This is a genomic window from Providencia hangzhouensis (genome assembly GCF_029193595.2).
Lineage (GTDB): Bacteria > Pseudomonadota > Gammaproteobacteria > Enterobacterales > Enterobacteriaceae > Providencia > Providencia hangzhouensis.
In genome coordinates this window covers 3,789,738-3,803,562 of the sequence record NZ_CP135052.1, presented here as the reverse complement: position 1 = coordinate 3,803,562, position 13,825 = coordinate 3,789,738, and the positions used below count along the sequence as shown (strand labels likewise).

Sequence of the window (13,825 nt, the reverse complement as noted above, 5' to 3'; positions counted from 1 at the left end):
CCTTATCGTGGCTTCAGCATGGCGATAACAAAGTCTTGCGCACTGGCAACTTTACCTTGTTGGATCGCACCCGCAGGGTCGACATGCTTAGGACAGACTTCAGAGCAGTAGCCTACAAACGTACAACTCCAGACACCATTGTCACCGTTTAACAAGGTCATGCGTTCTTTCGCACCATGGTCTCGGTTATCTAAATTGTAGCGCTCTGCCAATGTAATCGCGGCTGGACCGATGAACTCTGGGTTCAGTCCAAATTGTGGGCAAGCTGCATAGCACAGACCACAGTTGATACAGCCTGAGAATTGATGGTATTTCGCCATCTGGGCAGGCGTCTGCTTATTTGGGCCTTCAGAAGGTTTACGGTCATTACCGATAATGTACGGTTTGATCGCCTCTAAACGCTCAATAAAGTGAGTCATATCAACAACAAGGTCGCGCTCGATTGGGAAGTTACCTAATGGCTCAACTTTCATGCCTTGCGGGTATTCACGCAGGAATGTTTTACAAGCCAGTTTAGGCACTTTGTCCACCATCATGCCACAAGAACCACAAATCGCCATACGACAGGACCAGCGGTAAGACAGGTCTGGAGCGAGATTATCTTTGATATAGCCTAACGCATCTAACAAAGAAGTTTGCTCGTCGTAAGGGACATCATACGTCACCAAATGGGGCTCACTATCCGTTTCCGGATTGTAACGCATGATCTCCATTTTTAGGTGTTTCATATCATCCATTAGCTTGCTCCTTCTTCGCCTTATCTTGAGCTTCAGCTTCGGCACCGTAAACACGTTTAGCTGGCTGAGATTTCGTGATTTTCACGTCACTGTATTCTAAACGAGGGGAGCCCTCTGGGTTATAGAATGCCAAAGTATGTTTAAGGAAATTAACATCATCACGCTCAGTACAGCCTTCATCGAGACGTTGGTGTGCACCACGTGATTCTTTACGGTTGATTGCAGAGTGAGCCATACATTCCGCCACATCAAGGCCAAAGCCTAATTCAATGGTGTACAGTAGGTCAGTATTAAATACGCTGCTATGGTCGGTAATTTCGACATGCTTGAAGCGTTCTTTCAGCTCAGCAATTTTATCGACGGTTTTTTGCATTAATTCAGGGGTACGGTAGATACCGCAGCCTTCTTCCATTGAAATACCCATTTCGTCACGAATTTTCGACCAGCTCTCTTTCCCTTTTTGGTTCATGAGCTTGCTGAGGTCAGCTTCGATATCACGAGTACGGGCTTCGATAGCATTTGCATTGGCTGGTGTTGCTTCAGCAGCATGGCGAGCGGCTTCTTCACCTGCCAGACGACCAAATACAACTAATTCAGCTAATGAGTTAGAACCTAAACGGTTTGCACCGTGCAAGCCAACAGAAGAACACTCACCGACAGCAAATAGGCCTTTGATGCGTGTTTCTGTGCGTTGATCCGTTTCGATACCACCCATGGTGTAGTGAGCGGTTGGGCGAACAGGAATTGGGTCTGTTACTGGGTCAACACCCACGTAGGCTTTCGCCAATTCACAAATAAATGGTAAACGCTCATGCAGTTTTTCTGCGCCAAGGTGGCGAAGATCTAAGTAAACAACATCACCGCGGTGGGTACTGATGGTGCGACCTGCACGCCATTCGTGCCAGAACGCTTGGGAAACTTTGTCACGTGGACCCAGTTCCATATATTTATTTTCAGGTTTACCCAGTGGAGTTTCAGGCCCCATTCCGTAGTCTTGCAGATAGCGATAGCCGTCTTTATTGACAAGGATCCCGCCCTCACCACGACAACCTTCGGTCATTAAGATACCAGAACCCGGTAACCCAGTTGGGTGATATTGAACAAATTCCATATCACGCAGCGGCACGCCATGGCGGAATGCGATACCCATACCATCACCGGTTACAATACCGCCATTGGTATTGTAGCGATAAACGCGTCCAGCACCGCCAGTTGCCATCACGATGGCATTCGCACGGATCTGGACTTTTGTTCCTTCCATCATATTTAACGCGACAAGACCACGGACTTGGCCTTCATCAACAATGATATCGAGAACAAAATGTTCGTCAAAACGTTGAATTTGTGGATATTTTAATGAAGTTTGGAACAGGGTATGGAGCATGTGGAAGCCAGTTTTATCAGCAGCAAACCACGTACGCTCAATTTTCATTCCACCGAAACGGCGAACGTTAACTGAACCATCTGGTTTACGGCTCCACGGGCAGCCCCATAGCTCTAGTTGGGTCATTTCTATTGGGCAGTGTTCGACAAAATAGTCGACAACATCTTGCTCACACAGCCAGTCCCCACCAGCTACAGTATCATTAAAATGATAGTCATAGGAGTCATGAGCCTGAGTAACTGCTGCTGATCCCCCCTCTGCGGCCACAGTGTGACTACGCATTGGGTATACTTTTGAGACCAGAGCAATCTTGATATTGGGATTTGCTTCAGCGGCAGCAATTGCTGCACGTAAGCCTGCGCCCCCGGCCCCGATAATCGCTAAATCGGCATTGAAGGTTTGCACTGCGCTTCTCCATTGTTCAAGTGTAAAATTGATAAATTCTTTTAAATACTTTTGATAATTAGCTACGTCATTTTCAGTTCAACTTAAAGCTAAACTACGAAATATCTGTTTTTTAATAGTAAATAATATAATAGCTAATAATGACTTATCATGCTGTGAATTATAGCGAATAGTACTCAAGATAAATTTGATATAGAGGGGGGTTTTGGCCAAATTTAGCGATAAAGTGTGAGGTAGATCTTCTTTTTATAAATTGTTTTTACATTGCTCGATTTTCTAGGCTGTTAACATCGAATAAAAAGGAATTTCAAATAATTATCATTAAATTTACATAAAATTTTAGTGTATAAAACCAAGGGAATTAGTCAGGTTTTACCAATAATAAGTGAATAATACTATTATTATAGCTGAAGAGTTTCATTCATATTGAATGCTAATTTGCGAGGAGTCTCACTATTTATTTTTAGAAGAAGCTCAATTTCGAAGAGAAAATTTTAAAATAGATTGAGAAAGCGAATCGTTTCGCTTTTTTAGTAACAGTTATGTCACATAACATAAGAAATAATCATGTTTCTGACTATTTTCTTTATCTTTCCTCATTAACTCGATGTATAGCTCAAAGTAAAGGCTTTGCCTAATCGTATAAAGCAAGAGATAATCTGGTTATCTCTACTTACTCATCATGTCGACAGTTACAAGTACTTACGCCCAGATAAATGTGCATTATCAGTGTAAATGCATTGTGTGTTGCAAGTGAGGTGGGTACACTGCACGACTAAGTTTATTTTGGAGTCATCTTAATGAGTGATATAGCGAATTGGCAGCCAACCGCCCCCATCGCTAACCTGTTACAGCGCGCAAAAATAATTGCGGAAGTCAGACGTTTTTTTACTGATCGCTGTGTACTTGAAGTCGAAACCCCCGCAATGAGTCAGGCAACAGTCACTGACATTCATCTTGTTCCATTTGAAACGCGTTTTGTGGGTCCTGGTGCGGCACAAGGCATTAATTTATATTTAATGACTAGCCCTGAATACCACATGAAACGCTTATTAGCGGCAGGTAGTGGCCCTATCTATCAGTTAGGTCGTAGCTTTAGAAATGAAGAAGCAGGGCGACATCATAACCCTGAATTTACCATGTTAGAGTGGTATCGTCCGCATTTTGATATGTATCGTTTGATTAATGAAGTGGATGATTTACTGCAACAAGTTTTAGAATGTGAGAGTGCAGAGCTACTTTCTTACCAACAAGCGTTTTTACGTTATTTGGATATTGACCCGCTGTCCGCTGAAAAAAGCGAATTACGTGAGGTTGCAGCCCGTTTAGATTTGAGCAATATTGCGGATCAGGAAGAAGATAAAGATACCTTACTTCAACTGCTATTTACCATGGGCGTTGAGCCTCATATTGGTAAAGAAAAGCCTGCAGTCGTGTATCATTTCCCTGCGACTCAAGCTTCTCTTGCGGTGATTAGCACGGAAGACCACCGCGTAGCTGAGCGTTTTGAGGTGTATTATAAAGGGATGGAACTGGCGAATGGTTTCCATGAACTCACCGATGCAAGCGAACAACGCCAGCGATTTGAACAAGACAACCGTAAGCGTGCGGCAATGGGGCTCCCTACTGCGCCTATTGATGAGCACTTATTGGCGGCTTTAGAGCATGGTTTACCCGATTGTTCTGGTGTAGCAGTTGGGGTTGATAGGCTGATAATGATTGCATTAAATGCAGACAAAATCAGTGATGTGATCGCATTCCCTGTCACTATTGCTTAACTAAGACGGTTAACTTGAAGAGAATGCAGCCAAATGAAATGGCTGCATTCTTGTTTTTGGTTCAGAAAACTATTTTTGCTTCTGCTGTTCCAAGAACTTAACCCCTAAGTCAGGGAAGTCTGTGAAGGCGCCATCGACATCGGCTTGGTTATAAATAATGTCATAAAGCTGTTGCCCATCTTTGGCGTATTTTGGCAGCTTATCAACACGGATAGTGAACGGATGAACTGCCATTTTGTTATCATGAGCTTCTTTAACCATGCCATTCACTTTGATATTAGTTGGCGTGGATTCTTCACTAATTAGCATATGATAATCAGGGCCAATACCATCTGCATAGGTCGCAATTTCTTTCATGGCACCGGGTTTCATCATCCAATCATAATTGTAATTAACCCAAGTTCCGTCAGGTTTTTGCTCTTGAGTTTCATTCCAATCGGTGTAAGCAATCAATTGAATTAATTTAAGATCCATTCCCATTTCTGGCATCAAGGTATTTTTGATACGTTTTAGGTCATTAGGGTCAAATGACTGTAGATAAACGTTGGAATCCTTGGTGGTATAGCCATACTCTTTAAGGACTTCGAGTGTTTTTTTGGTGATATCTTTGCCTTCTTGTAAGTGGAACCAAGGGGCTTTAATTTCTGGGTAGATACCAATATTCTTACCCGTTGACTTGTTTAATCCCTGAACAAATTCAATCTCTTCTTGGAAAGTATGAACGCGGAAGTCTGATTTGCCCATTGGGAAGCGGTTCGGATAGCTTTGCACTTTTTTACCATCAACAATATCAAATCCTTCTGTAAAATTGAGTGATTTGATTTCATCAAGGGTAAAGTCAATCGCATAGTAACGGCCATCTTTACGAGCGCGGTCAGGGAAACGTTCAGCAACATCTGTCACGCGATCGAGATAATGGTCATGTAAGACCACGAGCTCGTTATCTTTCGTCATAACTAAATCTTGCTCAAGAAAATCAGCACCTTGTGCGTAAGCCATTGCTTTTGCAGGTAGGGTATGTTCCGGTAAGTAACCACTTGCACCACGATGTGCAATGACAACTTTACTTGAAGCTTGAGCTACAGCAGACACTGACATCACTAAAACCATACTAGCCACCAATGTTTTTAATGGAAAGCTCATGATTATATCTCCTTGGCACTTTATTTGGGTAAAAAAATGGGCTACATCATTTTTTGATATAGCCCACGAGTCTAGCGATTAACAATGAACATTTGATGAATGTTTATTGTGAGTTTGCTAATTCGCGTTTATGTTTGCTTTCGCTCAACATCACGATAAACAGTAGAACAACGGCCAGTGCTGAACCACCGATCATGACTGCGAAGCCACCGTCCCAACCGAAGTAGTCTACGGTATAACCAACGATAGCACTTGCTGCTACAGAACCACCGAGGTAGCCGAACAAGCCTGTGAATCCTGCGGCTGTACCTGCTGCTTTTTTCGGTGCAAGTTCAAGGGCGTGCAAACCAATCAACATAACAGGACCATAGATTAGGAAACCGATGATCAACATACATGCCATATCAACATTTGGGTTACCAGCTGGGTTCATCCAGAACACGATAGTTGCAATGGTTACCAGAACCATGAAGAACACACCAGTGGCTCCACGGTTACCACGGAAGACTTTATCCGACATCCAACCACACAGTAACGTACCTGGGATACCTGCGTATTCATATAAGAAGTAAGCCCATGAAGATTTGTCCATTGCGAAGTGTTTAACTTCACGCAGGTAAGTTGGAGACCAGTCCAAAACACCATAACGCAGTAAGTAAACGAACACGTTCGCAATCGCAATCATCCATAACAGTTTGTTAGGGAAAACATACTTCATGAAGATTTCTTTTGCAGTTAACTCTTCTTCATCAGACGCTTTATAGTCTGTTGGATAGTCGTTTTTGTATTCTTCAATTGGAGGAAGACCACAAGATTGCGGGGTGTCGCGCATTAACGCAAATGCAATGATTGCAACAAGGATAGCAGCCAATGCAGGCATATACAGCGCAGCTTTCCAGTCGTTAAACCATGCCATACCTAACATGAACAGTAATGGAGGGATACCACCACCGACGTTGTGTGCACAGTTCCAAACCGAAACGATACCGCCACGTTCTTTTTGTGACCACCAGTGAACCATGGTACGCCCACAAGGAGGCCAACCCATACCTTGGAACCAACCACAAAGGAACAGTAATACGAACATTACCATGATGCTTGATGTTGCCCATGGTACGAAGCCCATAATTAACATCACTGCGGAGGCGAGAATCAAACCTGCTGGTAAGAAATAACGCGGGTTTGCACGGTCGGAAAACGACCCCATGATAAATTTAGAAAATCCGTAAGCAATTGAGATCCCTGATAATGCAAAACCAAGGTCACCTTTAGAGAAACCTTGTTCAACAAGATATGGCATCGCTAACGCAAAGTTCTTTCGGACTAGATAATACGCTGCGTAACCAAAGAAAATACCCATGAAGATCTGCCAGCGAAGCTTACGATAGACAGGATCTATCTTATCCGCTGGCAGCCTCTCTATATGAGGTGCTGGTTTAAAAATGCTTAACATATACGCCTCCGATGGCATGCTAATTTTTATTTACACTTCCATTTCTCTATTTCAGAGAAATATTGAGTGTTTATTATTGGTGAAGTAACAAAAACGAAAGTAATCGAGTAATTTAAGAGTCTTTATTTTCTTAATTGCTCTAAATTGTAGTCGTTAAAAAACAATTTATCTGTAATCCAACGCACAATTATTGATTTTGTTTATGAAGTTGCATAGTAAATGACATTTGTGAATAGAATGGAACTAGAAATGTTAATTATTTTGTGATTCTCATCACGATTTTGTTCTTTTGAACACTGAATATGCATCAATTGCTTTCGTTTTTGTTCCTTATCAAACATTGATCGCGTTTCTGGGCTATATTTAATAATAGATTATAAAAATAGAATCTATACTTATCGATTATAGAAATGTTTATTAATGTGAGGAATGCGACATGAATGGCTCATCTGTGACTGAGACGGATGTCATCATTATTGGTGGTGGCGCAACAGGTGCAGGAGTCGCTCGTGACTGCGCTCGCCGAGGTCTAAGAACTGTTTTACTCGAAAGGCATGATATTGCGACTGGCGCGACAGGGCGTAACCATGGGTTACTTCATAGTGGCGCGCGTTATGCAGTCACAGATGGTGAATCCGCCAGAGAATGTATAGAAGAGAACAAGATTTTAAAACGTATCGCGCATCACTGTATAGAGCGAACTGATGGTTTGTTTATTACTTTACCTGAAGACAGCTTAGAGTATCAGCAACAATTCATTACGGCTTGCCAAGCTGCGGGTATTGATGCGACTGCAATTGACCCCAAAGAGGCTATTCGCCTTGAACCTTCTGTTAACCCACATCTAATAGGTGCGGTTCGTGTTCCTGATGGCACGGTTGACCCATTCCGTTTGACTGCGGCAAATATGTTAGATGCCAGAGAGCATGGCGCGAAAGTGTTAACTTATCATGAAGTTATTGGTTTGATTCGTGATGGCGACACCGTACGTGGCGTTACGGTTTATGATCACCACGCCAAGAAGCAATATGATATTTACGCGGAAATTGTCGTTAATGCTGGCGGGATCTGGGGGCAAAAAATCGCAGAGTATGGTGAATTAAAAATTAAAATGTTCCCTGCGAAAGGGGCGCTATTAATTTTAGGCCATCGCTTGAACAACATGGTGATAAACCGTTGCCGCAAACCTGCAGATGCCGATATTTTAGTTCCCGGCGATACGATTTCCCTGATTGGGACCACGTCGACTCATATTGAATATGACCAAATTGATAATATGTATGTCACCCCTGAAGAGGTGGATATTCTTATTCGTGAAGGTTCAATGCTATCGCCAGCACTTGCTACAACACGCATTTTACGTGCATATGCAGGTGTTCGGCCATTAGTTGCCAGTGATGATGACCCATCAGGGCGTAATGTCAGCCGCGGTATTGTGCTGTTAGACCATGCTAAGCGCGATGGCTTAGAAGGGTTTATCACTATCACTGGTGGTAAGTTAATGACATATCGTCTGATGGCTGAGTGGGCTACTGATAAAGTTTGTGAAAAATTAGGCCACAGTGCTAAATGTACAACAGCAGAAGCGCCACTACCGGGCTCGCAACATAGTGCAGAAGAAGCCTTACGCAATGTTGTTTCTATCCCAGCCCCTATTCGTGGCTCAGCGGTTTACCGTCATGGTGACAGGGCTTCTGCAATTCTCAGTACGGATAGGCTCGATAAAAGTTTAGTTTGTGAGTGTGAAGCCGTTACTGCTGGTGAAGTGCGCTATGCCGTTAATTCATTAACGGTGAATAATTTACTTGATTTAAGGCGTCGCACTCGTGTGGGGATGGGAACTTGCCAAGGTGAATTATGTGCTTGCCGTGCTGCGGGGTTACTCAATCGTTTTAATGTCACAACGCCTCATGAAACAGAGCAACAACTGAGTCACTTCCTTAATGAACGTTGGAAAGGTGTACGTCCAATTGCTTGGGGTGACGCATTGCGTGAAAGTGAATTTACCAGCTGGGTATATCACGGGTTATGTGGCATGAATGAAGCGACACTTGGCAAGGATGCACAGAAGGAGGCGGACAATGAAATATGATGTAGTGGTAATGGGCGGCGGTTTAGCTGGATTAATGAGCGGTATCCGTTTGACCCAGTCTGGTCTATCTTGTGCAATTGTTAGTGCAGGGCAAAATGCATTACATTTTTCATCAGGCTCCTTGGATTTATTAACCCATTTACCAAATGGACAAGTGGCTGAAAAACCACTAGAAATGCTTGATGCGCTAAAGGAACAGGCGCCAGCACACCCTTATAGTTTAATCGGAAAAACACAAGTTACTGAGCTAGCGCATATGGCTCAGTCAATATTGCAGCAAGCAGGAGTTCATTTAAAAGGCTCTTGTGAAGAAAACCATTATCGTATTACACCTCTGGGCCATAAACGGATGACTTGGCTTAGTCCTGAGTCTGTTCCGACTGTCGGTTTGCACCATAAAATGGATGTTAGCAAGATTGCTGTGGTTGGTATCGAAGGTTTCTTGGATTTTCAACCTCAGATGGTGGCTGATGAGCTACAACGTGAGGGGTTACAAGCAACATCGCATTATGTGCATTTACCATTATTAGACCGATTAAGAGAAAACCCGAGTGAGTTTAGAGCGGTTAATGTTGCTCGTTGGCTTGATAGACCAGAAAATATGGCACAAATGGTCGCTGAAATTTCTCCGTTGGTCACAGATGCAGAGGCGATTTTTATGCCAGCCTGTATCGGACTCGATAGTGATGAACCTTTACATGAATTACAAATGAGCTTAGGTAAGCCATTATTTTTACTACCGACTCTTCCTCCTTCGCTATTGGGGATTCGTTTGCATGAAATGTTACTGCGTCAGTTCCGTCGCCAAGGTGGAATTGTGATGCCTGGTGATAAAGTTACCGCGGTGAATTGTGTTAATGGCCGAATTGAATCTGTCCAGACTCGTAATCATGGCGATATCTCTTTAAAAGCTAAGCATTTTGTTCTGGCGACGGGGAGCTTTTTTAATAATGGATTGGTGGCTGAGTTTGACCGTGTCTATGAGCCTTTGATGCAATTGGACCTGTGTGAAATTTCAGAACGTGCAAAATGGACTAACAAAGAGTTTTTCGCTTCCCAGCCCTATATGGCTTTTGGTGTGAAAACCGATGAAAAGCTACGCGCACAAAAAGAGGGGAAAGCCATTTCTAATCTTTATGTGGCCGGCGCCGTTTTAGGCGGTTTTGACCCTCTCACTCAAGGTTGTGGTGCGGGCGTATCGATAATTAGCGCATTATATGCCGCTAATGAAATTATTAATGAACTGAGTAAGAATAAAACTATGCAGGTGGAGGTGGCACAATGAGTATTCAAGATGCAAGCTTTGAAAGCTGTATTAAATGCACTGTGTGTACCACTTATTGCCCTGTTGCAAAGGTTAACCCTCTGTACCCTGGTCCTAAGCAAGCAGGGCCAGACGGTGAGCGTTTACGCTTAAAAGATCCGATGCTGTATGACGAGGCATTGAAATATTGTACTAACTGCAAGCGTTGTGAAGTCGCTTGTCCATCGGATGTGAAGATTGGCGATATTATTGCTCGTGCGCGTAATACTTACAGCCAACAGAAACCTAAAATTCGTGATGCTATTCTCAGCCATACGGATTTAATGGGGTCGTTATCGACGCCATTTGCACCAGTTGTCAATACTATTACAGGGTTAAAACCTGTACGTCAACTCCTTGATAAAGCATTGAAAATAGATCACCGCCGTGAATTACCTAAATATTCGTTTGGGACTTTCCGCCGTTGGTATGCAAAACAAGCCGCTGAACAAGCTAAATTTGAAGAGCAAGTTGCGTTCTTCCATGGTTGTTATGTGAATTATAACCATCCTCAATTAGGTAAAGACTTAATTAAAGTCTTTAACGGCATGAATATTGGTGTTCAGCTACTTAAACGTGAAAAATGTTGTGGTGTGGCATTAATAGCGAATGGCTTTATGAAACAGGCGAAGCGCCAAGCCAATGTTAATTTAGAGTCATTGCAAGAAACTATCCTTGAAAAACATGTACCTGTTGTTGCAACTTCATCAACCTGTACGTTTACCATCCGTGATGAATATACGCATGTACTTGATGTTGATACTTCTGCAATGAGGGATAACATCGAGCTCGCAACGCGTTATATTTATCGTTTACTTGAAGAGGGGCGTGAACTCAAACTGAAACATACGCCTTTAAAAGTGGCTTATCACACGCCATGCCATATGGAAAAAATGGGTTGGACTTCCTATACGTTAGAGTTAATTAAACGTGTACCAGGGGTTGAGCTAATTGTGTTGGATTCACAATGCTGTGGTATCGCAGGAACCTATGGTTTCAAAAAAGAAAACTATGAGGTTTCTCAAGGAATAGGAGCAGGATTATTCCGCCAAATTGAAGAAAGTGGCGCGGATATGGTGATCACAGACTGCGAAACTTGTAAGTGGCAGATTGAGATGTCGACGAGTAAGAAGTGTGAGCACCCGATTTCACTTCTAGCAAAAGCTTTGTGATCTGTTACTTATCGAATTGTAGGGTTGTTATTTTTTGTTTTAGCTCAGTTAAACTTATTTGGAGATAGCATTTAACTATCTCCTTTTTTTGTTTTTAGTGTTGATTGGCTAACTGTTTTTTATCTGAGTTTGCAAAGAAAGACTTCAAGATAAAGTTCAAAAGCACACCATAAGCAGGCAAGAAAAATAGCATGCAAATAAGTAGCTTAAAGACATAGTCAACTAAAGCAATCTCTACCCAATTTGCAGCCATAAATGGATCGCTACTGCGGAAAAAAGCAATAAAGAAAAAGGCGATAGTGTCAATCAAGTTACCAAAGAACATTGCACAGGCAGGTGCTACATACCAACGTGCATTTTGGCGTAATCGATTGAAAACACTGACATCTAATATTTGACCCAGTACATAAGCCATAAAACTCGCTGCGGCAATACGTGCTACAAATAAGTTAAATTCAGATAATGCGGTAAAACCTTGCCATTCACCTTGGAAATATAAAGCTGAAATAACGTATGAAATCAGTAATGCGGGCAGCATAACTGCAGTGATAATTCTGCGTGCAAGCGGCGCGCCATAAATACGAACGGTTAAATCAGTAGCTAAGAAAATAAATGGAAAAGTAAACGCACCCCAAGTGGTATGGAAGCCAAAAATATTAATTGGCAACTGCACGAGGTAGTTACTAGAAGTAATGATTAAAATATGAAATAACGAAAGCCAAATTAACGCAGTGGCTTTTTGCTGCGCAGTAAAATCAAACATATTGTACCTTTTTAGTCACAATGGGGTGAGGGAACCCATGAAATACATCCCAACACTTGGGAGCAGCGCATCATACTCTTGTTGCGCAACAAATGCAAAACTGTTCATTTATCAATGGATATTTTATTATATAATCAGTCTATTGATCCCTTTTAGAAGTGTTTTTTAATGTCTGATTTATTTGCTAACCCAACGAAAACCCTTGATACACTAGGGCTGCGTTGCCCTGAGCCTGTGATGTTAGTGCGTAAAACGGTTCGTAACATGGCCGATGGTGAAACGTTGTTAATTATTGCTGATGACCCAGCAACCACACGTGATATCCCAGGTTTTTGCCGCTTTATGGAGCATGATTTATTAGCAGTAGAGGCTGACAACGCACCATATCGTTATTTGTTGCGTAAAAAATCGAGCTAGTTGTTACTAGCTAATTTCTTTTTGTATGTTAATCCCTGCCAAGAGGTAGGGATATTATTGTAGGCTTAATACTTCCTGATAGCTTAACCCAGTAAGTTGGCAGATAAGTTCAATACTTGTACCAAGTTGCAAACCTTTAAGTGCAACTTCATGTTGTTTTTTGTTTGCTCCAATATCAATGCCTCTATTTACACCAATATCAATGCCTCTATTTACGCCAATATCAATGCCTCTATTTACACCAATATCAATTCCCTCTTGTAACCCTTGATTTTTTAATCGTTGCGCGATGTTCATAATAGCCTCTTGGTTATTTTCTAATTGGTATATAAGTTGATTAACCACTGTCTCAAAATGAGGTGAATCCATAGTAATAAATAAATAGTTGAAAATAGTGATGATGTCATCACTATGATGATAATTTTGATTCATCGCTTCAGCTAGTAACTGCGTGACTTTTTCTATGTTATCTCTTAAGTCTCTGTGCTTCATTGCGAGTTCCATGACGGCAACTTTGCGATGATTTACGAGTTCGTTATCATCAATAACAGTAATATCAACGAGCGGAAATGGCTGACTATATAAGTTTGATGCAATTTCTGGCCATGGGAAACAGTGTGTCCATGGTTTAGCATATGGATAAGGCGTTATCTTCCCATGATAAAATAAAACAGGCACAACCAGCGGTAGATCACGATGACCTTGTTGTAAATGTTGGTTCATGGCAAGGAATGCATAATGCATCATTCTCCAACCCATTAGTTTATCTGGTGTTGATTGGTGCTCAACTAACATATAAATATACCCTTCACCTTGCTGTGTCTCGACAGTGTAGAGAACATCTGAAAGACGAGTGCGTAGCTGGTTATCAATGAAAGAAGAGTTTGTTATCGCTAATGTTTTGAAATCACATAATTGCTTAATATGGCCGGGTAAATGGATATCAAAAAAATCACGTGCATTATCAATTTTAGACATAAACCCTTTAAATGCAGCATCATGTGGTGTTGAACTGTGATTTTTTACCATGCCAAGTACCTGCTAAACGTCATGCCGAAATAATCTATTTACAAAACGTATTTTAGCGAAGATTGAGACTGATGGAGAAAAAGTTAGTCCTAATTCTCTAATTAAGGTTGTATTTAACATATTGTAATACAACAAAATATTGGAATAGT

At 41.9% G+C, this 13,825-nt stretch carries 11 protein-coding genes; 5 read left to right on the top strand and 6 right to left on the bottom strand.

What is annotated here, in order from left to right:
• Positions 1-2: 2 nt before the first annotated feature.
• On the bottom strand, positions 3-737 hold the full coding sequence (locus PZ638_RS17350; protein ID WP_004258616.1) for a succinate dehydrogenase/fumarate reductase iron-sulfur subunit: 735 nt from the start codon (positions 735-737) through the stop codon (positions 3-5).
• Positions 730-2,526, bottom strand: a complete 1,797-nt coding sequence (gene frdA, locus PZ638_RS17345) for a fumarate reductase (quinol) flavoprotein subunit (protein WP_272674661.1) — start codon at positions 2,524-2,526, stop codon at positions 730-732. Before frdA ends, PZ638_RS17350 begins: the two co-directional genes overlap by 8 nt.
• Positions 2,527-3,326: 800 nt before the next feature.
• On the opposite strand from frdA, the gene epmA reads away from it, so the two are divergent.
• The gene (gene epmA, locus PZ638_RS17340; protein WP_004258613.1) at positions 3,327-4,304 is read left to right on the top strand and encodes an elongation factor P--(R)-beta-lysine ligase; all 978 of its coding nucleotides are present in this window, start codon (positions 3,327-3,329) and stop codon (positions 4,302-4,304) included.
• 69 nt (positions 4,305-4,373) lie between these two features.
• Here epmA and glpQ read toward each other — a convergent pair whose 3' ends face one another.
• Positions 4,374-5,447 carry a glycerophosphodiester phosphodiesterase gene (gene glpQ / locus PZ638_RS17335; protein ID WP_004258611.1) on the bottom strand — a complete coding sequence of 358 codons (1,074 nt, stop codon included), beginning with the start codon at positions 5,445-5,447 and terminating at the stop codon, positions 4,374-4,376.
• A 103-nt stretch (positions 5,448-5,550) separates the two neighbouring features.
• Positions 5,551-6,900 carry a glycerol-3-phosphate transporter gene (glpT, locus tag PZ638_RS17330; protein WP_110591189.1) on the bottom strand — a complete coding sequence of 450 codons (1,350 nt, stop codon included), beginning with the start codon at positions 6,898-6,900 and terminating at the stop codon, positions 5,551-5,553.
• Between the two features lie 436 nt (positions 6,901-7,336).
• Here glpT and glpA point away from each other — a divergent pair, with 436 nt between their 5' ends.
• The 3 genes from glpA to glpC are packed head-to-tail and all read left to right on the top strand — an operon-like array spanning position 7,337 to position 11,467.
• Complete coding sequence (glpA, locus tag PZ638_RS17325; RefSeq protein ID WP_004258606.1) at positions 7,337-8,992, top strand: anaerobic glycerol-3-phosphate dehydrogenase subunit A; 1,656 nt, start codon at positions 7,337-7,339, stop codon at positions 8,990-8,992.
• Positions 8,982-10,277, top strand: a complete 1,296-nt coding sequence (gene glpB, locus PZ638_RS17320) for a glycerol-3-phosphate dehydrogenase subunit GlpB (RefSeq protein ID WP_144139708.1) — start codon at positions 8,982-8,984, stop codon at positions 10,275-10,277. The genes glpA and glpB overlap by 11 nt, the downstream gene beginning before the upstream one ends.
• Positions 10,274-11,467, top strand: coding sequence for an anaerobic glycerol-3-phosphate dehydrogenase subunit GlpC (glpC, locus tag PZ638_RS17315; RefSeq protein ID WP_144139711.1), 1,194 nt, complete (start codon positions 10,274-10,276; stop codon positions 11,465-11,467). Before glpB ends, glpC begins: the two co-directional genes overlap by 4 nt.
• Positions 11,468-11,561: 94 nt before the next feature.
• Here the strand turns inward: glpC and PZ638_RS17310 are convergent, their stop codons facing one another.
• A complete protein-coding gene (locus PZ638_RS17310; protein WP_004258598.1) occupies positions 11,562-12,230 on the bottom strand; it encodes a 7-cyano-7-deazaguanine/7-aminomethyl-7-deazaguanine transporter in 669 nt (222 codons plus the stop codon).
• Between the two features lie 168 nt (positions 12,231-12,398).
• Here PZ638_RS17310 and tusA point away from each other — a divergent pair, with 168 nt between their 5' ends.
• Positions 12,399-12,647, top strand: a complete 249-nt coding sequence (gene tusA, locus PZ638_RS17305) for a sulfurtransferase TusA (RefSeq protein WP_004258596.1) — start codon at positions 12,399-12,401, stop codon at positions 12,645-12,647.
• Positions 12,648-12,701: 54 nt separating this feature from the next.
• On the opposite strand, the gene PZ638_RS17300 is transcribed toward tusA, so the two are convergent.
• On the bottom strand, positions 12,702-13,676 hold the full coding sequence (locus PZ638_RS17300) for an Rpn family recombination-promoting nuclease/putative transposase (protein WP_004258594.1): 975 nt from the start codon (positions 13,674-13,676) through the stop codon (positions 12,702-12,704).
• Between the last annotated feature and the right edge of the window lie 149 nt (positions 13,677-13,825).

Coding starts and splice junctions, on each gene's coding strand:
- PZ638_RS17350 (WP_004258616.1), bottom strand. CDS start 737: ATGGATGATATGAAACACCTAAAAATGGAGATCATGCGTTACAATCCG.
- epmA (WP_004258613.1), top strand. CDS start 3,327: ATGAGTGATATAGCGAATTGGCAGCCAACCGCCCCCATCGCTAACCTG.
- glpQ (WP_004258611.1), bottom strand. CDS start 5,447: ATGAGCTTTCCATTAAAAACATTGGTGGCTAGTATGGTTTTAGTGATG.
- glpT (WP_110591189.1), bottom strand. CDS start 6,900: ATGTTAAGCATTTTTAAACCAGCACCTCATATAGAGAGGCTGCCAGCG.
- glpA (WP_004258606.1), top strand. CDS start 7,337: ATGAATGGCTCATCTGTGACTGAGACGGATGTCATCATTATTGGTGGT.
- glpB (WP_144139708.1), top strand. CDS start 8,982: ATGAAATATGATGTAGTGGTAATGGGCGGCGGTTTAGCTGGATTAATG.
- glpC (WP_144139711.1), top strand. CDS start 10,274: ATGAGTATTCAAGATGCAAGCTTTGAAAGCTGTATTAAATGCACTGTG.
- PZ638_RS17310 (WP_004258598.1), bottom strand. CDS start 12,230: ATGTTTGATTTTACTGCGCAGCAAAAAGCCACTGCGTTAATTTGGCTT.
- tusA (WP_004258596.1), top strand. CDS start 12,399: ATGTCTGATTTATTTGCTAACCCAACGAAAACCCTTGATACACTAGGG.
- PZ638_RS17300 (WP_004258594.1), bottom strand. CDS start 13,676: ATGGTAAAAAATCACAGTTCAACACCACATGATGCTGCATTTAAAGGG.